Here is a 23,046-nt window from a genome sequence, read left to right as displayed (position 1 = left end):
TTAGGGGGCGGGGGTGGCGGCCAGCAGCACCAGGCTGCGGCCGCGCACGCGCAGCGGCGACGCTGCCGGCGCAGGGGCAGGCTGCGTGCCCGTGGCCGTCTCGGCCGTGTCCAGCAGCCGCTGCCAGCCCGCCGGCGCCTCGGGCAGCACGAAGGCGGTGTCGTCCGCATCGGCATTGACCAGCAGCAGCAGCGGTGCCTGCGCCCGGCCCGGCTGGCCGATCCAGGCGCCCAGCGCACGGGCGTCGCCGTCGTGCCACTGGGCCGCACCCAGCGGCCGGCCGTCGGCACCGAACCAGGCCAGGTCGGGCTGGCCCTCGGCATCGGGAAAGCCGCTGTACCAGCGCTCGCCCAGCGGCAGCAGCGTGCGGCGCAGGCCGATCAGCCGGGCGGTGAAGTCGATCAGCGCTTCGTCGGCGGCGGCCCAGTCGATCCAGGTGATGGCGTTGTCCTGGCAGTAGGGATTGTTGTTCCCGTCCTGGGTGTGGCCCAGTTCGTCGCCGGCGGCGATCATCGGCGTGCCCTGGGCCAGCAGCACCGTGGCCAGCAGCGCCCGCGCCAGGCGGGCGCGGCGTTCCTGCACGGCGGCATCGTCGGTCTCGCCCTCCTGGCCGCAGTTCCAGCCCAGGTTGTGGCCGTGGCCGTCGCGGTTGTCCTCGCCATTGGCCTGGTTGCGGCGCTGCTCGTAGGTGAGCAGGTCGCGCAGGGTGAAGCCGTCGTGCGAGACCACGTAGTTCACGCCCTCGCCCGGCGCGCGGCCGCGCTGGTGGAACAGGTCGGCCGAGCCGGCCAGCCGTCGCGCGAAATCGCCCCGGTGCGCCGGATGGCCCAGCCAGAAGGCGCGCATGGTGTCGCGGAACTTGTCGTTCCACTCCAGCCAGCCGGCCGGGAACTGGCCCAGCTGGTAGCCGCCGGGGCCGATGTCCCAGGGCTCGGCGATCAGCTTGACGCCCTGCAGCAGCGGGTCTTGCCGCAAGGCCATGAAAAACGCGCCGTCGCGGTCGAAGCCGTGATTCCCGCGGCCCAGCACCGGCGCCAGGTCGAAGCGGAAGCCGTCGACGTGCATCTCGCCCACCCACCAGCGCAGGCTGTCCATCACCAGCTGCAGCACACGGGGCTGGCGGATGTCCAGCGTGTTGCCGCAGCCGGTGTCGTTCTCGTAGAGCGCGCGGCTCTCGTGGCGCAGCCGGTACCAGCCGGCGTTGTCCAGCCCGCGGAAGCTGATGGTGGGGCCGTGCTCGTCGGTCTCGGCGCTGTGGTTGAACACCACGTCGAGGATGACCTCGATGCCTTCGGCATGCAGCCGGCGCACCATCTGGCGGAACTCGGTGCGCGCGTCGGGCGTGGCCGCATACGAGGGCTCGGGCGCGAAGAAGCCGATGGTGTTGTAGCCCCAGTAGTTGCTCAGGCCCATCGCCACCAGCCGCTCTTCGTCGATGTGCTGGTGCACCGGCAGCAGGCTCACGGCGCTGACGCCCAGGCGCTTGAGGTGGGCCACCGCCGCGTCGCTGGCCAGGCCGGCATAGGTGCCGCGCTGCTCCGCAGGCACGCCCGGATGCTGGCGGGTGAAGCCCTTGACATGCAGCTCGTACAGCACGGTGTCGGCCAGCGGCGTGTGCAGCCGGCGGTCGCCTTGCCAGTCGAAGCCGTCGTCGGCCGGCAGCACGCGGGCCTTCAATGCGAAGGTGGCGTTGTCGCGTGGGTCGGCGCCCACGTTCTCCTGGCGCCACTGGTGGCGGCCGACGATCTCGCGCGCCCAGGGGTCCAGCAGCAGCTTGAGGTCGTTGAAGCGCTGGCCGGCCGCCGGCTGCCAGGGCCCGTGGGCACGGTAGCCGTACACCAGGCCGGCCGCCGCGCCGGGCAGGAAGCCGTGCCACACGTCGCCGGTGCGCGCCGGCAGTGGCAGCCGCTGCAGCTCCACCTGGCCGGCATCGTCGAACAGGCACAGCAGCATCGCCTCCGCATGCGCCGAAGGCACCGCGAAGTTCACGCCGCCGGCCTCGGCCGTGGCGCCCAGCGGCCAGGGCCGGCCGGGCTGCAGCCGGCCCTCGGTGGGTGCGGCCATCACGGTGCCAGCGTGAGGAACACGGTGGCCAGCGGCGGCAGGGTCAGCAGCACCGAATGCTCGCGGCCATGCCAGGCCACCGGCTCCGACGCGGCCGCACCGAAGGGCGTGCCCACGTTGCTGCCGCCATAGGCCGCGGCGTCGGTGTTGAGCACCTCGCGGTAATGGCCGGCCTGGGGCACGCCCAGGCGCCAGCCTTCATGCACGGTGGGCGTGAAGTTGCACACCACCACGATGAAGCCGCCATCGGCGTCGCGCCGCACGAAGCTCAGCACCGAATGCTGGGCGTCCTGGTGGTCCAGCCACTCGAAGCCGTCGCCGGTGAAGTCGCGCTGGTGCAGCGCGGGCGTGGTGGCGTACAGCCGGTTCAGGTCGCGCACCAGGCTCTGCACGCCGCGGTGCATCGGGTCGTCCAGCAGGTGCCAGTCCAGGCTGGACTCGTGGTTCCACTCGCGTTGCTGGCCGAACTCGCAGCCCATGAACAGCAGCTTCTTGCCCGGGTGGCCGAACATGAAGCCGTAGTACGAGCGCAGGTTGGCGAACTGCTGCCAGCGGTCGCCCGGCATGCGCGCCAGGATGGATCCCTTGCCGTGCACCACCTCGTCGTGCGACAGCGGCAGCACGAAGTTCTCGTTGAAGGCATACACCAGGCTGAAGGTCACCTCGCCATGGTGGTACTTGCGGTACAGCGGATCACGGCCGAAGTAGTGCAGCGTGTCGTGCATCCAGCCCATGTTCCACTTGTAGTGGAAGCCCAGGCCGCCGGCATACACCGGCCGCGACACCGCCGGGAAGGCGGTCGATTCCTCGGCGATGGTCACGCCCTGCGGCCGCTCCACGCCCACCACCTCGTTCAGCCGCTTGAGGAAGCCGATGGCCTCCAGGTTCTCGCGGCCGCCGAATTCGTTGGGCACCCACTCGCCGTGCTTGCGGCTGTAGTCGCGGTAGAGCATGGAAGCCACCGCATCCACCCGCAGGCCGTCGACGTTGTGCCGCTCCAGCCAGTACAGCGCATTGCCCACCAGGAAATTGCGCACCTCGGCGCGGCCGAAGTTGTAGATCAGCGTGTTCCAGTCCTGGTGGAAGCCTTCGCGCGGATCGGCATGCTCGTAGAGGTGGGTGCCATCGAACTGCGCCAGGCCGTGCGCGTCGCTCGGGAAGTGCGCGGGCACCCAGTCGACGATGACGCCCAGGCCCAGCCCATGGGCGCGGGCCACGAAGCGGTCGAAGCCGCCCGGACCTTCGCCCGGCGCATCGAAGCGCGCGGTGGGCGCATACAGGCCCACCGGCTGGTAGCCCCAGGAGCCGTCGAACGGATGCTCGCTGACCGGCAGCAGCTCCAGGTGGGTGAAGCCCATGTCCTGCGCGTAGGGCAGCAGCTGGTCGGCCAGCTCGTCCCAGGTGAGCCAGCGGTTGCCTTCCTCGGGCCGGCGCTTCCACGAGCCCAGGTGCACCTCGTAGATGCTCACCGGCGCATCCAGCGCATTGGCCAGCTGGCGCTGGGCCGAGGGTGGCTGCACCGGCTGCATCGGCGCCACCACGCTGGCGGTGGCCGGCCGCAGCTCGGCCGCGCGGGCATAGGGGTCGGCCTTCTGCGGCAGCAGGTGGCCATGGCGGTCGACCAGCTCGAACTTGTAGCGCGCGCCGGGCTGCACCGCCGGCAGGAACAGCTCCCACACGCCGCATTCGGTGCGCAGCCGCATGGGATGGGCGCTGCCGTTCCAGTGGTTGAAGTCGCCCACCACGCTCACGCGCTGGGCATTCGGCGCCCACACCGCGAAGGCCGTGCCCTCCACGCCCAGCAGCGTGCGCGGCAGCGCGCCCAGCACCTCGAAGGGCCGCAGGTGCGTGCCCTCGGCCAGCAGCCACACGTCGGTGTCGCCCAGCAGCAGCGGGAAGCGGTACGGATCGTCGACGACCGACTGCACGCCGCCATGCCACTGCACCTGGAAGCGGTAGTCGGTGGGCAGGCTGGCGAACTGGCCTTCGAAGAAGCCGTCGGCCAGCCGCGGCGCCAGCACGCCGACCGACTGGCCGCTGGCCGCGTCCAGCACCGCCACCGCCTGCGCGCCAGGCAGCCAGGCCCGCATCCACACCCGCGATTGCGGGCCGCTGGTGTCCTCATGCCGGCCGAGCACGGCAAAAGGGTCTCCGTGGCGGCCACTGCGCAGCCGCTCGATATCGTTGTCTGTGAGCATGGTCGTGTATCAGCGGCGCGGTTGCACTTGCCAGATGTCCTGGGCGTATTGGCCGATGGTGCGGTCGGCCGAGAACGGACCCATGCCAGCCACGTTGGCGATGGCGCTGCGAGCCCAGGCATCGCGGTCGCGGAAGCGCGCATCCACCTGCAGCTGCGTCTTCACGTAGGAGTCGTAGTCGGCCAGCAGGAAGTAGTGGTCGCCGCCCCACAGCAGCGCATCCACCACGCCGCGGTAGCGGTCCGGCTCGTCCGGCGAGAAGGCGCCGGAGGCGATGCTGTCCAGCACTGACTTCAGCCGCGCGTTCTCCTCGTAGATGCGCATCGGCTGGTAGCCGGCGCGCCGCTGCGCTTCCACCTCGGGCGTGCGCAGGCCGAAGATGAAGATGTTGTCGTCGCCCACGGCCTGGCCGATCTCGATGTTGGCGCCGTCCAGCGTGCCGATGGTCAGCGCGCCGTTGAGGGCCAGCTTCATGTTGCCGGTGCCGGAGGCTTCGGTGCCGGCGGTGGAGATCTGCTCCGACAGGTCGGCGCCCGGCATGATGATCTCGGCCACCGACACGCCGTAGTTCGGGATGAAGGCCAGCTTCAGCCGGTCGCCCACGCGGCGGTCGTTGTTGACCACCGCGGCCACGTCGTGAATCAGCCGGATGATCTGCTTGGCCATGTGGTACGACGAAGCCGCCTTGCCCGCGAAGATCACCGTGCGCGGCTGCCAGTCGGCATTCGGGTTGTCCAGGATCTCCTGGTAGCGCGTGATGACGTGCAGCAGGTTCAGCAGCTGGCGCTTGTATTCGTGGATGCGCTTGACCTGCACGTCGAACAGGCTGGTGGGGTCCACCCGCAGGCCGACGGTCTTGTCCAGCAGCGCGGCCAGGCGCGACTTGTTGTGCTGCTTGGCCTCGGCGAAGGCGATGCGGAAGCTGCTGCTGTCGCCGACCGTCTTCAGCTTCGCCAGCTCGTCCAGGTCCAGGCGCCAGCCCTGGCCCAGCGTCTGGTCCAGCAGGCCGCTGAGCTTGGGGTTGGCCTGCGCCAGCCAGCGGCGCGGGGTGACGCCGTTGGTCATGTTGCAGAAGCGCTCGGGCCACAGGTAGGCGAAGTCCGAGAAGATGGTCTGCACCAGCAGGTCGGAGTGCAGCTGCGACACGCCGTTGACCATGTGGCTGCCCACGATGGACAGGTTGGCCATGCGCACGCGCTTCTCGCCGCCTTCGGACACCAGCGACAGCCGGCGCAGGAACTCCACGTCGTCGGGCTTCTTGCTGGCCGCGAAGGCGAGGAAGTCGTGGTTGATGCGGAAGATGATGTCCAGGTGCCGCGGCAGCACGTGGTGCATCAGGTCCACCGCCCAGGTCTCCAGCGCCTCGGGCATCAGCGTGTGGTTGGTGTACGAGAAGGTGCGCTGGGTGATCTTCCAGGCCGCTTCCCAGGCAAAGCCGTGCTCGTCCACCAGCAGCCGCATCAGCTCGGCCACGCCGATGGCCGGGTGCGTGTCGTTCAGGTGGATGGCCACCTTCTCGTGCAGGTTGTCGAGCGTCGGGTGCTCTTCCAGGTGGCGGCCCAGGATGTCCTGGATGGAGGCGGAGGTGAAGAAGTACTCCTGGCGCAGCCGCAGCTCGCGGCCGGCCGGCGTGCTGTCGTTGGGGTACAGCACCCAGGAGATGTTCTCGAACTCGTTCTTCACCTCCGCGGCGCGGGCGTAGTCGCCGGAGTTGAAGGCATGCAGGTCGATGTGCGCAGGCGCCACGGCCTTCCACAGCCGCAGGGTGCTCACCTTGTCGGTGCCGTGGCCGGGGATGACCATGTCGTAGGCCTTGGCATTGACCTCGGCCGCGGGGCGCCACTGGGCCTTGCCGCCGGGCAGCGCCGGCTGCTCCACCCAGCCGCCGAAGCGCACCGGGTAGGCCACGCCGGCCCGCGGGAATTCCCAGGGCGTGCCGTTCTCCAGCCAGGAGTCGGGGTGCTCCACCTGCCGGCCGCCCTGGATCGACTGGGCGAACATGCCGTATTCGTAGCGGATGCCGTAGCCGAACGAGGGCAGGCCCAGCGTGGCCATCGAATCGAGGAAGCAGGCGGCCAGGCGGCCCAGGCCGCCGTTGCCCAGTGCCGCATCGGGCTCGCCGGCGGCCAGGTCTTCCAGCGTCTTGGCGTGCTTCTCGGCGGCCGCGGCGGCGTCGCCCTGCAGCCCCAGCGAATGCAGCGCATTGCCGAAGGTGCGGCCGATCAGGAATTCCATCGACAGGTAGTACACGCGCCGGGCCTTGGTGGCGCGGTCGGCGGCCTGGGTACGCACCCAGCGTTGCGAGAGCTGTTCGCGCACGGCCTGGGAGACGGCCTGGAGCACTTCGGGCGCGCCGGCCTGCTCGGGCGCGACGCCGACCGTGTTCAGCAGGTGCCGTTCGGTGGCCGCCGCCAGGTCGGTTTCGGGGGTGGTGGGTTTCATCAGTCTGAGCTCCTCAGGAGGCCGCGATTTTGGGAGCACCTGCAAAATTCCGGCCGGGTTTCATGCTGGAATGGTTTGCAGGCGCAGCGGGGACGCAACGTGAACAGTGCGCTTTGTCGCAGATGCAACCGGTTTGTCACCGCGCTATCCTGCAAACGGGCGCCCCGTGCGCTTGTGTTCATCTTATCCATTCAGTAGCAGTTCCCAGTTCCACTAGCAGTACATCGCAGTCAACGGTTCCGCCAAAACACAGATACGGGAGACTTCCCAATGGCTCAGCACGATGTCGCACGCAACTTCGATCTCCCCAAGCGCGCCGTGGCGCTGGTCCTGGCCGGCGGCCGGGGCAGCCGCCTGAAGAACCTGACCGACCGCCGCGCCAAGCCCGGCGTGTACTTCGGCGGCAAGTTCCGCATCATCGACTTTGCGCTGTCCAACTGCCTGAACTCCGGCATCCGCCGCATCGGCGTCATCACCCAGTACAAGAGCCACAGCCTGATGCGCCACCTGCAGCGCGGCTGGGCCTTCCTGAAGCCGGAGATCAACGAGTTCGTGGACCTGCTGCCGGCGCAGCAGCGGGTGGACGAGGAAAGCTGGTACCGCGGCACGGCGGACGCCGTCTACCAGAACCAGGACATCATCGCCAGCTACAAGGCCGACTACATCGTGGTGCTGGCCGGCGACCATGTCTACAAGATGAACTACGCGCTGATGCTGGCCGACCATGTGGAGCAGGGCCGGGACTGCACGGTGGGCTGCATCGAGGTGCCGCGCGAGGAAGCCTCGGCGTTCGGCGTGATGCACATCGACGACAAGCGCCAGATCCTCGACTTCATCGAGAAGCCCGCCGACCCGCCCGCCATGCCCGGCAAGCCGGACCGCTCGCTGGCCAGCATGGGCATCTACATCTTCAATGCGCGCTACCTGTTCAAGGAACTGGAGCGCGACATGGCCGACCCCGACTCCTCGCACGACTTCGGCAAGGACATCATTCCGCGCGCGGTGGCCAACGGCAACGCGGTGGCCCATCCGTTCGACATGAGCTGCGTGGGCGCGCTGCATGGCGAGGAAGCCTACTGGCGCGACGTGGGCACGCTGGACGCCTACTGGGACGCCAACATCGACCTCACCGCCACCGTGCCCAAGCTCGACCTGTACGACACCAAGTGGCCGATCTGGACCTACCAGCCGCAGCTGCCGCCGGCCAAGTTCGTGCATGACATGGGCGACCGCCGCGGCGTGGCCATCGAGTCGCTGGTCTCGGGCGGCTGCATCGTCTCGGGCGAGGTGCGGCGCACGGTGCTGTATTCGGGCGTGCGGGTGCATTCGCATTCCAAGGTGCACTGGTCGGTGCTGCTGCCCGACGTGCAGGTGGGCCGCGGCGCGCGCCTGACCAAGGTCATCATCGACCGCGGCTGCCACATCCCCGACGGCATGGTGATCGGCGAGAACCCTGAAGAAGATGCGCGCAGGTTCCTGCGCAGTGAAGGAGGCGTGGTGCTCGTCACCCGGGACATGCTGGCGGCCTTGCAATGAGCCGACCGCAAGATGCGGTGGCCGCGCAGGCGGCGCCGCTGAAAGTGCTGCATGTGGCGGCGGAGGTGTTTCCGCTGGTCAAGACCGGTGGCCTCGCCGACGTGGTGGCGGCCCTGCCGCCGGCCCTGATCGCCGCCGGTGCCGACGTGCGGCTGCTGGTGCCCGGCCTGCCGCAGATGGTGGCGGCCATCCAGTCGCCGCAGCGGGTGCTCGATCTCGGTGCGCTGTTCGGCGCCGGGCGGGTGAGCCTGATGCTGGGCCGCATGCCCGGCACCGGCGTGCCGGTGTACTTCATCGACGCGCCCTACCTGTACCGCCGCGGCGGCGGCCCCTACCAGGACAGCCGCGGCCTGGAGTGGCAGGACAACCTGCAGCGCTTCGCGATGCTGGGCTGGGTGGCCGCCCACCTGGCCGCCGGCGAGCTGGACCTGGCCTGGACGCCTGACGTGATGCATGCGCATGACTGGCATGCGGGCATGGCCTGCGCCTACGTGGCCGGCCATCCGCCCACCGCGGCAGCCTCGGTCTACACCGTGCACAACCTGGCCTACCAGGGGCTGTTTCCCACGGCGGACTTTCCCTGGCTGGGCCTGTCGTCGCGCTTCATGTCGCCCGCTGGGCTGGAGTTCCATGGCCAGGTGTCGTTCATGAAGGCCGGCCTGAAGTTCGCCGACCGGGTGACCACCGTGAGCCCCGGTTATGCCCGCGAGATCGCCACGCTGGAACACGGCTTCGGGCTGGACGGCGTGATCCGCGGCCGCGGCAGCGACGTGCACGGCATCATCAACGGCATCGACGAGGCCTTGTGGAATCCGGTGGAAGACCCCGGCCTGGCCACCCGCTTCGATGCCGAAACGGTGAGCGCCGGCAAGGCCGCCTGCAAGCGCGCGCTGCAGCAGGAGATGGGGCTGGACACCAAGGCTGCCGGCCCGCTGTGCGGCGTGGTCAGCCGGCTAACCTCGCAGAAGGGCCTGGACCTGGTGCTGGCCGCCCTGCCCGCGCTGCTGCAGCGTGGCGGTCAGCTGGTGCTGCAGGGCAATGGCGACCCGGCGCTGGAGGCCGCCTTCCGCATGGCGCAGCAGGCGCATGCCGGCCAGGTGGGCGTCAAGCTGGCCTATGACGAAGCGCTGGCCCACCGCGTGATGGCGGGTGCCGACCTGGTGCTGGTGCCCTCGCGCTTCGAGCCCTGCGGCCTGACGCAGATGTACGCCCAGCGCTACGGCGCGCTGCCGGTGGTGCGCCGCGTGGGCGGCCTGGCCGACACGGTGGTGGATGCCACGCCCGAGGCCCTGGCCGAGGACCGCGCCACCGGCTTCATGTTCGATGCGGCCAGTGGCCCGGCGCTGGAAGGCGCCATCCACCGCGCCTGCGACGTGTTCGTCGAGCCGGTGACCTGGCAGCAGATGCGCCGCCGCGCGATGGCCTGCAATTTCTCGTGGGACGGCCCGGCGCAGCAGTACCTGGCGCTGTACCGCGACGCCATCGCCGCACGCGCCAGCGCACCCCGCGGCGTGCCGGAAGGCTGACAACCCCGCGCGCGGGACACAAAAAAGCCGCCTGCAAGAGGCGGCTTCTTCATTCAGGCGACGGATCGGGTCAGTTGCCCTTGGAGGCGAAGCGGAAGCGCGACTCCGGGCGGGTCTGCAGCTCGCCGGGCAGCGAGCCGATGTAGTCGGCCATGGCCTTCAGCTCGGCATTGCTGAACTGCTTCACCTGGCCGGCCATGATGGCGTTGTTGCGGCCGATGAGCGAGTTGTTGGTGGTCTTGTAGGCCTTGAGCGCCACGTACAGGTAGTCGGAGAACTGGCCCGCGATCTTCGGGTAGCTGCCGTCGATGGGCTTGGAGAAGTTGGCGCCGTGACAGGACACGCAGGCACCCTTGGTCAGCAGCTCCGCCACTTCGGGGCGCGGCTTGACGGCCGGCTGCTCCGGCGCCACCGGCTTCGGATCGGAGACATGGCCTTCGTAATAGGCGGCGACGTCGGCGATATCCTGGTCGGTCAGCGTGGCGGCGATGCCGCGCATCGTCGGGTGCTTGCGGTCACCGGCCTTGTAGCCGTTCAACGCGGCGACGATGTACTTGGCACCCTGGCCGGAGATCATCGGCACCAGGTGCTGCTCGGGGAAAGCGGCCTTGTACTCGGGGATGCCATGGCAGCCGATGCACATCGCCACCTTCTTCGCGCCGGCGGCCGCGTCGGGCTTGATGTCCTGGGCGGAGGCCGCCGTAACGATGCCGGACAGGGCCAGCACGAGCAGCGAGGATTGGGCTTTGTTCATCGGTAATGCGAAGCTGTGGCTAGGGGCTTGAGTTCAGCCGGCGATTATAGGGCGACCCTTATACTGGCCCGAACCCTTATCACGTCCCGCTGCACAGGCCAAGCACCCACATGAAGTTCCAAGGCTCCGACCAGTACGTCGCCACCCAGGACCTGATGCTGGCCGTCAATGCAGCCATCACCTTGCAGCGCCCGCTGCTCATCAAGGGCGAGCCCGGCACCGGCAAGACGATGCTGGCCGAGGAAGTGGCCAGCGCGCTCAACATGCCGCTGCTGCAGTGGCACATCAAGAGCACCACCAAGGCGCAGCAGGGCCTGTACGAGTACGACGCGGTGAGCCGCCTGCGCGACAGCCAGCTGCAGGACCCGGTGAGTGCCGAGAAGGTGCGCGACATCCGCAACTACATCGTGCAGGGCACGCTGTGGCAGGCCTTCACGTCGGAGCAGCCGGTGGTGCTGCTGATCGACGAGATCGACAAGGCCGACATCGAATTCCCGAACGACCTGCTGCGCGAGATCGACCGCATGGAGTTCTACGTGTACGAGACACGTGAGCTGGTCAAGGCGAAGCACCGGCCGCTGGTGTTCATCACCTCCAACAACGAGAAGGAGCTGCCGGATGCCTTCCTGCGCCGCTGCTTCTTCCACTACATCAAGTTCCCCGATGCGGACACGATGCAGCGCATCGTCGACGTGCACTTCCCCGGGCTCAAGAAGGACCTGCTGGGCGCCGCGCTGAAGAACTTCTACGACGTGCGCAACCTGCCCGGGCTGAAGAAGAAGCCCAGCACCAGCGAGCTGATCGACTGGCTGAAGCTGCTGGTGGCCGAGGACATCCCGGCCGAGGCGCTGCAGAGCAAGGACGACAAGGTGGCCGTGCCGCCGCTGCTGGGCGCGCTGCTGAAGAACGAGCAGGACGTGACGCTGTTCGAGAAGCTGGTGTTCATGCAGCGGCACAACCGCTGACGCCACCGGCCGCCGGGCCGTGTCAGCGGCCCAGGCTCATCGACAGCCCCAGGCGGGGTTCGATGCGGTCGGTGTTCACCGGCCGGTAGGCCGAAAGGTCCAGCGTGGCGCGCCGCGGCACCAGCCACCAGCGCATGCCCACCGTCTGCGCGGTGCCGGCCGGCTCGGAGGCCAGCTGCATGTACATGAGGTGCTCGCCGGCCACGCGCCACAGCGTGGACCACTTGGCCCGTGAGCGCAGCGCGGTGGTGTCCTTGTCGCGACCGAACTGCAGCTCCATCGCCCAGTCGTCGTTGATACGCAGCATGCTGCCCGCGGCCACCAGCGCGCGGGCGGCCTGGTTCTTCACCGTCGGGTCGCCGCTGGCCTTGACGCCCAGGCGGGCGCTGGTCACCAGCTGGTCGGCCAGCCTGGTGCTCACCCATTGGTCCAGCGAAAGATCGAGGCGCCGCATGCGGGCATTGGAGGTGACCGCCGGCGGCGGGGCCGCCACGTTCAGCGCCATGCGCTCGCCGCCGCAGCCGTAGCCCATGCTGCCGGTGGCGCCGGCCAGCGCCAGCTGCCGCTCGCGCTGCTCGCCATTGGCGTCGCTGAAGGGATCGAGCGCGCAGGTGGACGGCGCGGCGAAGGCGGCCGGGCCCAGCAGCGGCTTGCGCGGCACCGGGCGCATCCACTGCACGCGCAGGCCGGTGGGCGCCACCGCGGGGCCAGGCTCGGCCCAGGGCGCGGCCTGCACGGCCGCCGGCAGCGCAGCGGCGCCGGCCAACAGGCAGGCCAGCAATGCTTTCGGCGAGGAGGGTCGGTTGCGCACTGTCATCAAAAGGCCTGCGGTGTGCTGAAGGGGGATGGGATTGATGATGCGATCATCATCCGGTGTCAACAGCAAGAAAAACACCAGTTAAGCGCTGGTCGTTACACCGTCATGCCCTGGCTCGAACCCGTTGAACTGCCCGGTCGCCGGGCCACGCTGGTGCCGCTTGCACCGGGACATGCCGCCCCGCTGGCCGAAGCGGTGCAGGACGGCGAACTCTGGAAGCTCTGGTACACCGCCGTGCCCGCGCCCGAGCGCATGGCCGCGGAGATCGAGCGTCGGCTGGGACTGCAGAGGGCCGGCAGCATGCTGCCCTTCACCATCCTGGATATCGACGGCGTGCCGGTGGGCATGACGACGTACATGAATGTGGATGTAACGCACCGGCGGGTGGAGGTCGGCAGCACCTGGCTGGCCAGGCGGGTGCAGCGCGGGCCGCTGAACACCGAGTGCAAGCGCCTGTTGCTGGCCCATGCCTTCGAGGTGCTGGACTGCATCGCGGTGGAGTTTCGCACGCACCGCCTGAACACCCAGAGCCGCAGGGCCATCGAGCGGCTGGGCGCGCAGCTCGACGGCATGCTGCGCAGCCACCAGCGCATGCCCGACGGCACGCTGCGCGACACCGCCGTCTACAGCATCACCGCCGCCGAATGGCCCACCGTGCGAAGCCACCTCGACTGGCAGCTCGCCAAACCCCGCTGAAGACCGCACCATGGCCAAGAAGCATTTCGACATCGAAGCCCTGTGGAAGATCGAGCGCATCGGCACGCCCAGCCTGTCGCCCGATGGCGCACAGGCGGTGGTTCCGGTCACCCGGCCTTCCATGGAGGACAACAACAGCCGCACCGTGCTGTGGCTGCTGTCCACGCTGGGTGGCAAGCCGCGCGCGATGACCCACGGCGGCGACAAGGACGGCCAGCCGCTGTGGAGCCCGCGCGGCGACCGCATCGCCTTCGTCGGCAAGCGCGAGCAGGAGGGACGCAAGGACGCCTCGCCGCAGCTCTACGTCATCCCGGCCGATGGTGGCGAGGCCCGGCGCGTGGCCACCGTGGCCACCGGCATCGAGAGCTACCGCTGGCTGCCGGACGGCAAGCGCATCGCCGCGGTGTCCTGGGTATGGCCCGAGTTGAAGGGCGGCAAGGCCCAGGCCAAGGCCTTCAAGGAATTCACCGAGCGCAAGGAAAGCGGCTATGCCACGTCGGAGTCGCTGTACCGCTTCTGGGACGACAACCTGCCGCTGGGCCGGGTGCCGCACCTGCACCTGATCGACGTGGACACGGGCAAGGTGCGCGACCTGTTCGAAGGCACCGCCTACGAGCTGCGCCGGCCCGACCCCAGCGCCGAGAACTTCGACATCTCGCCGGACGGCGAACGCATCGTCTTCGCCTTTGATCCGGCGGACGACAAGCGCATCGACGGCCGCTTCGCGCTGGCCGAGCTGCAGCTGGCCACCGGCCGCATCGACGTGATCGCGCGCGATGCCGAATACGACTTTGCCGCGCCGCGCTACAGCCCCGATGGTGACCGCGTGGCCTTCACCGCCAGCCACCAGGGCCGCAAGCACACCATGCCGGCGCAGCTGGCAGTGTGGGAACGCAGCCGCCCCGGCAGCCGCAGTGGCCGCTGGTCGGTGGAAAGCGAGGCCTGGGACCACGAGGTGCAGGCACCCCTGCTGTGGGAGGAGGACGGCCAGGCAGTGCTGTTCACCGCCGAGCAACGCGGCCGCTGCCACCTCTGGCGCTTCGACCTGCCCGACCGCCGCGCCGAGGCGCTGGTCGAGGGCGGCTGGGTGCACGGCTTCGACAAGGTGGCCGGCACGCTGGTGGTGCTGACCGACTCGGCCACGCATCCCGGCCAGGTGATGGCCTGCCTGCCGGGCCAGAAGCCGCGCCGCATCGAGCGCTTCAACGATGCGCTGCTGGGCCCGCTGGCCTGGGGCCGCAGCGAGGAGATGTGGTGCACCGGTGCCGAGGGCGACAAGGTGCAGGTGTGGCTCACCTACCCGCCCGGCTTCGACCCGGAAAAAAAGTACCCGCTGCTGCATCTGATCCACGGCGGTCCGCACACCACCGCCGGCGACGTGTGGCACTACCGGTGGAACACCGAACTGTTCGCGGCCCAGGGCTACGTGGTGGCGGCGGTGAACTACCACGGCTCGTCCAGCTTCGGCTATGCCTTCCTGGACAGCATCACCCACCGTTGGGGCGCGCTGGAGCTGCAGGACATCGAGGCCGCGACCGATGCGCTGCTGCAGCAGTCCTGGGCCGATCCGGCCCGCGTGTTCGCCACCGGCGGCAGCTACGGCGGCTTCATGGTGGCCTGGATGAACGGCCATGTGGCCCCTGGGCGTTATGCCGCCTACGTGTGCCACGCCGGCTGCTTCGACTGGCAGGCCATGTTCGCCGACGACGCCTGGAGCTGGCATGCCAAGGAGCTGGGGGGCTGGTACTGGGACCAGCCCGAGCTGGTGGCCGCGCAGAGCCCGTCCACCTATGCCGCCGACATGGCCACGCCCACGCTGGTGATCCACGGCGCCAAGGACTACCGCGTGCCCGATGCACAGGGGCTGGCGTACTACAACACGCTGAAGGCCCGCGGCGTGGACACGCGGCTGCTGTGGTTCCCCGACGAGAACCACTGGGTGCTGAAGCCGCGCAACAGCCGGCTCTGGTACGCCGAGTTCCTCGCCTGGCTCAAGCGGCACGACCCGGCGCAGCAGCCGGCGAAGAAGCGCCGCCGCTAGCGCCGCCGCCGCCCGCACTGCCGCCAGCCCCGCCGCGGGCAGGGCTGGCACCTGCATTGCCTACACTGCCCCGAACGCCCTCCGCCGGACCCGTCCCATGCTGATCAACTTCTTCTACACGCTGCGCGCGGCCAAGCTGCCGGTGTCCGTCAAGGAGTACCTCACGCTGCTGGAGGCACTGAAGGCCGAGGTCATCGGCCCCTCGGTCGACGAGTTCTATTACCTCGCCCGGACCACGCTGGTGAAGGACGAGACCCAGTTCGACAAGTTCGACCGCGCCTTCGGTGCGTATTTCAAGGGCGTGGAGCTTCTGACCGACTTCACGAAGGATGTGCCGCTCGAGTGGCTGCGCAAGACGCTGGAGCTGGAGCTCACGCCCGAGCAGAAGGCCGCCATCGAGAAGATGGGCTGGGACGAGCTGATGGAGACGCTGAAGAAGCGCTTCGAGGAGCAGAAGGAGCGGCACGAAGGCGGCAACAAGTGGATCGGCACCGGCGGCACCAGCCCTTACGGCGCCTACGGTTACAACCCGCAAGGCATCCGCATCGGGCAGGACAAGGGCCGCAACAAGAGCGCCGTGAAGGTGTGGGACCAGCGGAGCTTCAAGGACTACGACGACACGCTGGAGCTGGGCACCCGCAACATCAAGGTGGCGCTGCGGCGGCTGCGCCGCTTCGCCCGTGAAGGCGCGGCGGAGGAACTGGACCTGGACGACACCATCCACTCCACCGCCGCCAATGCCGGCCTGCTGGACATCAAGATGGTGCCGGAGCGGCACAACAAGGTGAAGGTGCTGCTGCTGATGGACGTCGGCGGCACGATGGACGAGCACATCCACCGGGTGGAAGAGCTGTTCAGCGCGGCCAAGACCGAATTCAAGCACCTCGAGTTCTATTACTTCCACAACTGCGTCTACGACTTCATGTGGAAGAACAACCGCCGCCGTTACAGCGAGAAGTTCCCCACCTGGGACGTGATCCGCAAGTACAACAAGGACTACAAGCTGATCTTCGTGGGCGACGCGACCATGAGCCCCTACGAGATCCTGCAGCCCGGCGGCAGCGTCGAATACAACAACGAGGAGCCCGGCGCCGAATGGCTGCAGCGGCTCACGCACGCATTTCCCAAGTTCGCATGGATCAACCCCGAGCCGCAAGGCGTGTGGCAGTACCGGCAGAGCATCGCCATCATCCAGCAGCTGGTGAACCAGCGCATGTTCCCGCTGACGCTGGCCGGCCTCGAAGGAGCGATGCGGTTGCTCACGAAATGAGTGCACCCGTGGCCGGGGCGGCCCGGCGCTTCCTTGCCAGGCGGTGGGCAGGCACCTGCGTGCTGCTGGCCGCCTGCGCCGCCCTGCCCGGCTGTGCGCTGCTCAAGCCGCCGCCCGCACCGCCCGAGCCGCAGGGCGCCACCGAAGGCACGCTGGCGCCGCTGGCGGTGCAGCTGGAGGTGCAGGCGCCGGGCGAGCTGGAATCGCTGCTGGAGAACTACCTGGACCTGGGCCGGCTGCGCGCGCTGGCGCCCGACGAGCCGATCACCGCGGCCGAGCTGCGCCGCCTGGAAGCCGCCACGCCGGCGCAGGCGCGCGCGCTGCTGGAGACCGAGGGCTACTTCGATGCCCAGGTGCAGGTGGAGCGGGTGAGCGACAACCCGCCGCGGGTTCGCGTGACGGTGCAGCCCGGCCCGCGCACCATCGTGCGCGACGTGGTGTGGGGCGTGAAGGGCCCGCTGCAGCAGCAGCTGGAAGCGGGCGATGCCGGCGCCATGGCCGCGCGCAGCGCGCTGCAGACCAACTGGCCGCTGCCGCCCGGCACGCCGTTCCGCAATGCCGCCTGGGGCAATGCCAAGAGCGGCGCGCTGGCGCAGCTGCGCGCTTCCGGCTACGCAGCCGCCACCTGGGAAAGCACCCGCGCCGAGATCGACGCGGTGGACCAGAACGCCGTGCTGTGGGTCACCGCGCAATCCGGTCCGCTGTTTCGCACCGGGCAACTGCGCATCCGCGGGCTGGAGCGGCAGGACGAGAAGACGGTGCGAAACCTGGCCGACTTCCGCCCCGGCACGCCGGCCACCGAGCAGCTGCTGCTGGACTACCAGGAGCGGCTGCAGAAGTCGGGCCTGTTCGACCGCGCCACCGTCAACATCGACACCGACCCGGCGGTGGCCGATGCCACGCCTGTGACGGTGCGGCTGGGCGAGCTGCCGCTGCAGACGGCCATCGTGGGCCTGGGCGTCAGCGCCAACACAGGGCCGCGGGCCACGCTGGAACACATCCACCGCCGCATCTTCGGCCAGCGCGCCACGCTGCGGAACAAGTTCGAGCTGGCCCAGCTGCGCCAGGCCTGGGAGGGCGAGCTCACCTCCCATGCGCTGCCCGGCTTGAAGCGCAACCTGCTGGGCGGCACGCTGGAGCGGGTGGAGTCCGACGACGACGTGGTGCAGTCGGCGCGGCTGCGCACCGGGCGCGCCTATGACGGCGAGCGCATCGACCGCCTGCTGTTCGTGGAGGTGGAACGCTCCACCACCCGCAACGACCTGGGCACCGAGACCGCGCAGGCCCTGTCGCTGAATGCCCATGGCACCTGGCGCGACGTGGACAACATCCTGCTGCCCACCGACGGCATCGGCCTGAGCGTGCAGACGGCCGTGGGCCAGGCCCGCAGCGACAACTTCGACGGCAGCACCCGCAGCGGCCCCTATGCCCGCGCCTACGCCAAGCTGCAGTGGTGGAAGCCCATCGGCGAGGACTGGTATGCGCACACCCGGCTGGAGCTGGGCCAGGTCTTCGTGCGCGACGGCCTGCGCGTGCCGGACAGCCAGCGCTTCCGCGCCGGCGGCGACGAATCGGTGCGCGGCTACGGCTTCCGCGAGCTGGGGCCGGAGGACGACGGCGTGACCCGCAGCGGCAACGTGCTGATGACGGCCAGCGCCGAGATCGCCCGCCCGCTCACGCCGCGCATCCCCGGGCTGTGGTGGGCCACCTTCGTCGACATCGGCAACGCGGCCGACCGCTGGGGCGACCTGGAGCCGGCGCTGGGCATCGGCGCCGGGGTGCGCTACCGCAGCCCGCTGGGGCCGGTCAGCGTGGACCTGGCCTACGGCCGTGAAACCCGTTCGGTGCGGCTGCACCTGAACGTGGGCGTGCAGTTCTAGCGCCCTGCCTTCCTGCATCCATGGCGCCTCCCGCACAACTTCCTCCCGACGACGACACCGCCGCTGCCGTGCAGCGGCCCTCGCCACCGCGGCCGGCCCGGCTGCGCACCCTGCGCGGCACCGCCTGGCGCTGGACGCTGGCCAGCCTGCTGCTGCTGCTGGTCATCGCCGCGCTGATGGCTGCCGGGGCCGCCTGGCTGCTGCGCACCCAGCAAGGCAATGCCTGGCTGCTGGCGCAGGTGCCCGGCCTGGTGGTCAGCACGCCGCAAGGCGTGTTCAGCGGCGGTCCGTATGCGGCCAGCCGCATCGAATACACCGGCGCCAATGGCCTGCGCGTGGTGGTGGACAACCTGCGCTGGCAGGACCTGCGCTGGCGCTTCCGCCCGCAGGAAGGCTCGCTGCTGGGCCTGGTGCTGCAGTCGCCGCAGGCCGAGCGCATCACCGTGCGCACCGCGCCCGAGCCGGTGCCGCCACCGCCGAAGGAGCCGCTGCAGCGGCCCTCCAGCCTGCGCCTGCCCATCGAGCTGCAGGTGGCCGGCCTGGCGGTGGGCAGCCTGCTGATCGACGACCAGCCCGCCATCACCGACGTCGCCGCAAGCCTGCACCTGGGCGCCGACAACGGCCGCGTGCACCTGCTGCAGGGCGCCCGCCTCACCCGCGACGGCCTGCGCCTGACCGCCGACGGCCGCGTCGACACCCAGGGCCCGATGACGCTGCAGGCGCAGGCGGCCCTGCGGGCCGCGGCCGACGGCCGCTTTCCGCTGGAAGCCGACATTCAGGCCAGCGGCCCCATCGACCGCCTCGGGCTGACGGCTGCGCTGCGCGCCACGCCGGTGACCGCTGCCGCCAGCGAACCCGGCCGGCTGGATGCACAGGCCACGCTGACGCCGTTCGCCGCCTGGCCGCTGGCCGCGCTGGGCGCCCGCCTGCAGTCGCTGGACCTGGCACCGCTGGCCGCCGGGCTGCCGAGCACGCGGCTGGACGGCGAGGTGCGCGTGGACAGCGTGGGCGCCGACCAGCCCGCGCTGCTGCAGCTGGACCTGCGCAATGCGCTGCCCGGCCGCTGGGACGAGCTGCGCCTGCCGCTCGAGCGCCTGGGCCTCACGCTGCGCGGCACGCCCTCGGACCGCCGCACGCTGGAGTTCACCCGGTTGCAGGCCGATCTGCCCGCCGCGGGCCGCATCGAAGGCAGTGGCCGCTGGCAGGCCGATGCCCTGACGCTGGCGCTGCAGCTGGCCGCGGTGCAACCTTCCCAGCTGGATGCCCGCGCCGCGGCCATGACGGTCAGCGGACCGCTCAACCTCACGGTGGCCGGCCTGCCCTCGCCCGACGGCAGCCCCGCACCGGCCGGCGCGCCGCTGGTGGCCACGCTGGACGGCACGCTCGACGGCCGCCTGGCCCAGCCCGGCACACCTCGCGCCCGGGTGCAGCTGCAGGCCCGCGCCGAGCGCCAGCCCAACGGCCGCCTGCTGGCCGAGCTGCAGCAGCTGCGCGCCACCGCCGGCGGCGCCCGGGCACAGGCCACTGCCCGGTTCGAGATGGAACCCGCCGGTGCCTGGTCGCTGCGCAGCGGTGGCGAATTCGCCGCCTTCGACCCCACGCCGTGGATCCCCGGCCCACCCGGCTCCGCCTGGCGCAAGGGCCCGCACCGCTTCGACGGCCGCTGGCAGGCCGACGCCCGCGCCGCCGCGGCCACTGGCCCGGCCAGCCTGCTGCAGACGCTGCGCGGCACCGCCACCGTCGACCTGCGCAACAGCCTGCTGGCCGGCGTGCCGCTGGCCGGCCAGCTCACCTGGACCGGCGACGGCGCCCACCAGCTCACCGGCCAGGTGGAAGCCGCCGGCAACCGGCTGGAACTGGAAGGCCGCACCGGCGGCGCGCCGGCCGCCGACCGCTGGCAGGGCCGGCTGGCCGCCCCTGCGCTGGCCGCCCTGGTGCCACTGGGCGCGCTGAGCCCGGGCCTGCAGGCCTGGGTGCCACGGGCCGGCACGGCCGAGGGCCGCTTCAGCCTGCAGGGCCGCTGGCCGGCGCTGCAGACCGAAGGCGATCTGCAGGTCAACGGCCTGGTGGCGGGCGACGCGCGCCTGCAGCGCCTGGCGGCCCAGTGGCGGGCCTCGGCCGACGCCACCGCGCCGCTGTCGCTCGACATCGAGGCCCAGGGCCTGGCGCAGGGCGTGCAGCGCATCGACAACCTGAAGGCAGTGGTGGACGGCAGCCTGGCCAGCCACCGCTTCAGCCTGAATGCCGACAGCCCGGTGCGCCCGCCGGCCTGGACCGATGCCGCCGAAGCCCGCACCGGCCCGCGCCCGGCCGCCGGTGGCGGCACCGTGCTGGCGTTGCGGGGCGATGGCCAATGGCAGCCCGCCACGCGGCTGTGGCAGCTGCGCGTGGCCGAGCTGTCGGCCCGCGACCGGTTGCAGCCGCAGCCTGCCTGGCTGGCCGCGCAAAACCTGCAGGCCGCCTTGCGCTTCGATGCCGACGGCGGCTTGACCGAAGTGGCCGCCCAGCCGGGGCGGCTGGAAGCCCTGGGCGCCGGCCTGCGCTGGCAGACCGCCCGCTGGCAGGCGGCCGCGGCCGGTGGTCCGCCGCAGCGCATCGACGTGGAGGCGCAGCTCGATCCGCTGCGCGTCGCGCCCTGGCTGGCCCGCTTCCGCCCGCAGATGCGCTGGGGCGGCGACCTGGCGCTGCAGGGCCGCATTTCGCTGCACGGCGCGGCGGGTGTCACCGCCGACGTGGTGGTGGAACGCGCCGGCGGCGACCTCACCCTGACCGACGATGCGGGCACCGAATCGCTGGGCCTGACCGACCTGCGGGTGGCGGCCTCGGCGCAGGGCGGCACCTGGTACTTCACGCAGGCGGTGGCCGGTGCCAACCTGGGCGTGCTGGCCGGCTCGCAGGTGCTGCGCACGCCGGCGGGCACGGCCTGGCCCGGGCCGCAGACGCCGCTGGAAGGCACGCTGGAATGGCGGGTCGACAACCTGGCCGTGTGGGCGCCGTGGATCCCGCCGGCCTGGCGGCTGGCCGGCAAGCTGCGCACCAGCGCCTACTTCAGCGGCACCTTGGCCGAGCCCGGCATCAACGGCGAACTGGTGGGCAGCGAGCTGGCGGTGCGCAACCTGCTGCAGGGCATCGACGCCCGCAACGGCAACTTGTCCATACAACTTCGCGGCACCGAGGCCACGCTGCAGCGCTTCACCCTGCAGGGGGGCGACGGCACCGCCAGCCTCAGCGGCCGCGCCACGCTGGGCGCGCAGCCCACCGCGCAGCTGCGGCTGCAGCTGGACCGCTTCACCGCGCTGGGCCGGCTGGACCGGCGCATCGTCACCAGTGGCGCCGCCGACATCGGCTTCGCGGGCGACCGGCTGAAGGTGGACGGGCGCTTCGGCATCGACGAAGGGCTGATCGACTTCTCCCGCGGCGATGCGCCCGCGCTGGATGGCGACGTGGTGGTGGTGCGCCGCCGCGGCGACCCGCCGGTCACGCCCGACCAGGCCGCCGCCGCCCAGCGCGCCGCGGCTGCGCCGGCCGCCCCCACGATGAATGCCGACGTGCGGGTGGAGGTGTCCATGGGCGAGCAGCTCAAGCTCAAGGGCCGCGGCATCGACACCCGGCTCAAGGGCCGCGTGACCGTCACCACGCCGGGCGGCCAGCTGGCCGTGGACGGCGCGGTGCGCACCGAGTCGGGCACCTATGCGGCCTACGGCCAGAAGCTGGAGATCGAGCGCGGCATCGTGCGCTTCGACGGCCCGGTGGAGAACCCGCGGCTGGAGATCGTGGCCATCCGACCGAACCTGGACGTGCAGGTGGGCGTGCAGATCGGCGGCACCGCGCTCAATCCGCGCGTGCGGCTGTTCAGCGACCCCGACATGGCCGACATGGACAAGCTCTCCTGGCTGCTGCTGGGCCGCGCGCCCGACGGCCTGGCCCGCAACGACACCGCGCTGCTGCAGCGCGCCGCCATGGCGCTGATCGCCGGCGACGGCCCCTCTCGCACCGGCGACCTGATGAAGAGCATCGGCCTGGACGACATCTCGGTGCGGCAGGAGGAGAACGGCAGCACCAAGGACACCATCGTCTCGCTGGGCAAGCAGGTCTCGCAGCGGGTGTACCTGGGCTACGAGCACGGCGTGAGCACCGCGGCCGGCAACTGGCAGCTGATCTACCGCGCCGCCCAGCGCTTCACCCTGCGCGCGCAGGCCGGCGCCGACACGGCAGTCGACATCATCTGGACCTGGCGCTGGAACTGACGTGACGGGGAACACCAGGCCGAGCCACTAGAATCCGCTGCCTTGCGCCGCCGCCGTAGTTCAATGGATAGAACGGGGACCTCCTAAGTCTCAGATGCAGGTTCGATTCCTGCCGGGGGCACCAGCCCATCGCTTTCGCGGCGGGCTCGCCACGCACATTTCCACTCTCCTGGTATCGTCGCCGCATGGATGAAGAACTGGTGGTCAAGTCGCTGGCGGCGCTGGCGCATCCGGTGCGGCTGCGGGTGTTCCGGGCGCTGGTCATCGCCGGCGCACGCGGCCTCACGCCCGGGGTGATGCAGGAGGCGCTGGGCATTCCGGCCACCACGCTGTCCTTCCACCTGAAGGAGCTGGCCGGCGCCGGCCTGGTGGCCACCGAGCGGTCCAGCCGCTTCCTGGTCTACCGCGCGGTGTACGAGCACATGAACGATGTGCTGGGCTTCCTCACCGACAACTGCTGCCAGGGCCAGGCCTGCGCGGTGGAGCCCACGCCCGCCTGCGGCTGCTGACCGGCGCGCGCCGCGCGCCCACCCTTCGGTTTTGCCTGAGGGATGCATCGGCCGAAGCCGGCCGCGGCCGGCGGGTTCGCCGCTAGAGTGGCCGGCGCCCT

General features: G+C 70.5%; 14 protein-coding genes and 1 tRNA gene. 10 read left to right on the top strand and 5 right to left on the bottom strand.

Annotated features, from left to right (window positions below; genetic code table 11):
• Genes glgX through VO99_RS21815 form a run of 3 tightly spaced genes read right to left on the bottom strand, consistent with a single transcriptional unit; the run spans position 1 to position 6,704 of the window.
• Positions 1–2,064: a glycogen debranching protein GlgX gene (glgX, locus tag VO99_RS21825; RefSeq protein ID WP_046115048.1), complete on the bottom strand. Its 2,064-nt coding sequence runs from the start codon at positions 2,062–2,064 to the stop codon at positions 1–3.
• A complete protein-coding gene (glgB, locus tag VO99_RS21820) occupies positions 2,064–4,262 on the bottom strand; it encodes a 1,4-alpha-glucan branching protein GlgB (RefSeq protein WP_046115047.1) in 2,199 nt (732 codons plus the stop codon). Before glgB ends, glgX begins: the two co-directional genes overlap by 1 nt.
• A 9-nt stretch (positions 4,263–4,271) precedes the next feature.
• Positions 4,272–6,704, bottom strand: a complete 2,433-nt coding sequence (locus VO99_RS21815; RefSeq protein ID WP_046115046.1) for a glycogen/starch/alpha-glucan phosphorylase — start codon at positions 6,702–6,704, stop codon at positions 4,272–4,274.
• Positions 6,705–6,974: 270 nt separating this feature from the next.
• Between VO99_RS21815 and glgC the strand changes: the two genes are divergently transcribed.
• Together glgC and glgA are read left to right on the top strand one after the other, a co-directional pair.
• On the top strand, positions 6,975–8,240 hold the full coding sequence (gene glgC, locus VO99_RS21810) for a glucose-1-phosphate adenylyltransferase (protein WP_046115045.1): 1,266 nt from the start codon (positions 6,975–6,977) through the stop codon (positions 8,238–8,240).
• Positions 8,237–9,766, top strand: coding sequence for a glycogen synthase GlgA (gene glgA / locus VO99_RS21805; protein WP_046115044.1), 1,530 nt, complete (start codon positions 8,237–8,239; stop codon positions 9,764–9,766). Before glgC ends, glgA begins: the two co-directional genes overlap by 4 nt.
• A gap of 70 nt (positions 9,767–9,836) precedes the next feature.
• Here the strand turns inward: glgA and VO99_RS21800 are convergent, their stop codons facing one another.
• Positions 9,837–10,520: a c-type cytochrome gene (locus VO99_RS21800; RefSeq protein ID WP_046115043.1), complete on the bottom strand. Its 684-nt coding sequence runs from the start codon at positions 10,518–10,520 to the stop codon at positions 9,837–9,839.
• 110 nt (positions 10,521–10,630) lie between these two features.
• On the opposite strand from VO99_RS21800, the gene VO99_RS21795 reads away from it, so the two are divergent.
• Complete coding sequence (locus VO99_RS21795; protein ID WP_046115042.1) at positions 10,631–11,485, top strand: AAA family ATPase; 855 nt, start codon at positions 10,631–10,633, stop codon at positions 11,483–11,485.
• Between the two features lie 22 nt (positions 11,486–11,507).
• On the opposite strand, the gene VO99_RS21790 is transcribed toward VO99_RS21795, so the two are convergent.
• Positions 11,508–12,302, bottom strand: coding sequence for a hypothetical protein (locus VO99_RS21790; protein ID WP_157039697.1), 795 nt, complete (start codon positions 12,300–12,302; stop codon positions 11,508–11,510).
• A 105-nt stretch (positions 12,303–12,407) separates the two neighbouring features.
• On the opposite strand from VO99_RS21790, the gene VO99_RS21785 reads away from it, so the two are divergent.
• From VO99_RS21785 to VO99_RS21755, 7 genes are all read left to right on the top strand, one after another.
• Positions 12,408–12,998, top strand: coding sequence for a GNAT family N-acetyltransferase (locus VO99_RS21785; protein ID WP_046115040.1), 591 nt, complete (start codon positions 12,408–12,410; stop codon positions 12,996–12,998).
• Positions 12,999–13,008: 10 nt separating this feature from the next.
• Entirely contained in the window at positions 13,009–15,039 is a 2,031-nt protein-coding gene (locus VO99_RS21780; RefSeq protein ID WP_046115039.1) for a S9 family peptidase, read from the top strand.
• 97 nt (positions 15,040–15,136) lie between these two features.
• The gene (locus VO99_RS21775; protein ID WP_046115038.1) at positions 15,137–16,309 is read left to right on the top strand and encodes a vWA domain-containing protein; all 1,173 of its coding nucleotides are present in this window, start codon (positions 15,137–15,139) and stop codon (positions 16,307–16,309) included.
• On the top strand, positions 16,306–18,189 hold the full coding sequence (locus VO99_RS21770) for an autotransporter assembly complex protein TamA (protein ID WP_083440827.1): 1,884 nt from the start codon (positions 16,306–16,308) through the stop codon (positions 18,187–18,189). Before VO99_RS21775 ends, VO99_RS21770 begins: the two co-directional genes overlap by 4 nt.
• A gap of 20 nt (positions 18,190–18,209) precedes the next feature.
• Complete coding sequence (locus VO99_RS21765) at positions 18,210–22,436, top strand: translocation/assembly module TamB domain-containing protein (protein ID WP_052736543.1); 4,227 nt, start codon at positions 18,210–18,212, stop codon at positions 22,434–22,436.
• A 49-nt stretch (positions 22,437–22,485) separates the two neighbouring features.
• A tRNA-Arg gene (locus VO99_RS21760) sits at positions 22,486–22,560 on the top strand.
• Positions 22,561–22,621: 61 nt separating this feature from the next.
• Positions 22,622–22,945 (top strand): ArsR/SmtB family transcription factor, encoded by a 324-nt coding sequence (locus tag VO99_RS21755; RefSeq protein WP_046115036.1) that lies wholly within the window; start codon positions 22,622–22,624, stop codon positions 22,943–22,945.
• Positions 22,946–23,046: the final 101 nt, after the last annotated feature.

This window comes from Aquincola tertiaricarbonis (assembly GCF_000969605.1).
Classification (GTDB): Bacteria; Pseudomonadota; Gammaproteobacteria; order Burkholderiales; family Burkholderiaceae_C; genus Aquincola; species Aquincola tertiaricarbonis.
The sequence above is the reverse complement of the archived record's forward strand: the minus strand, read 5'-3'. Positions and strand labels throughout refer to the sequence as shown.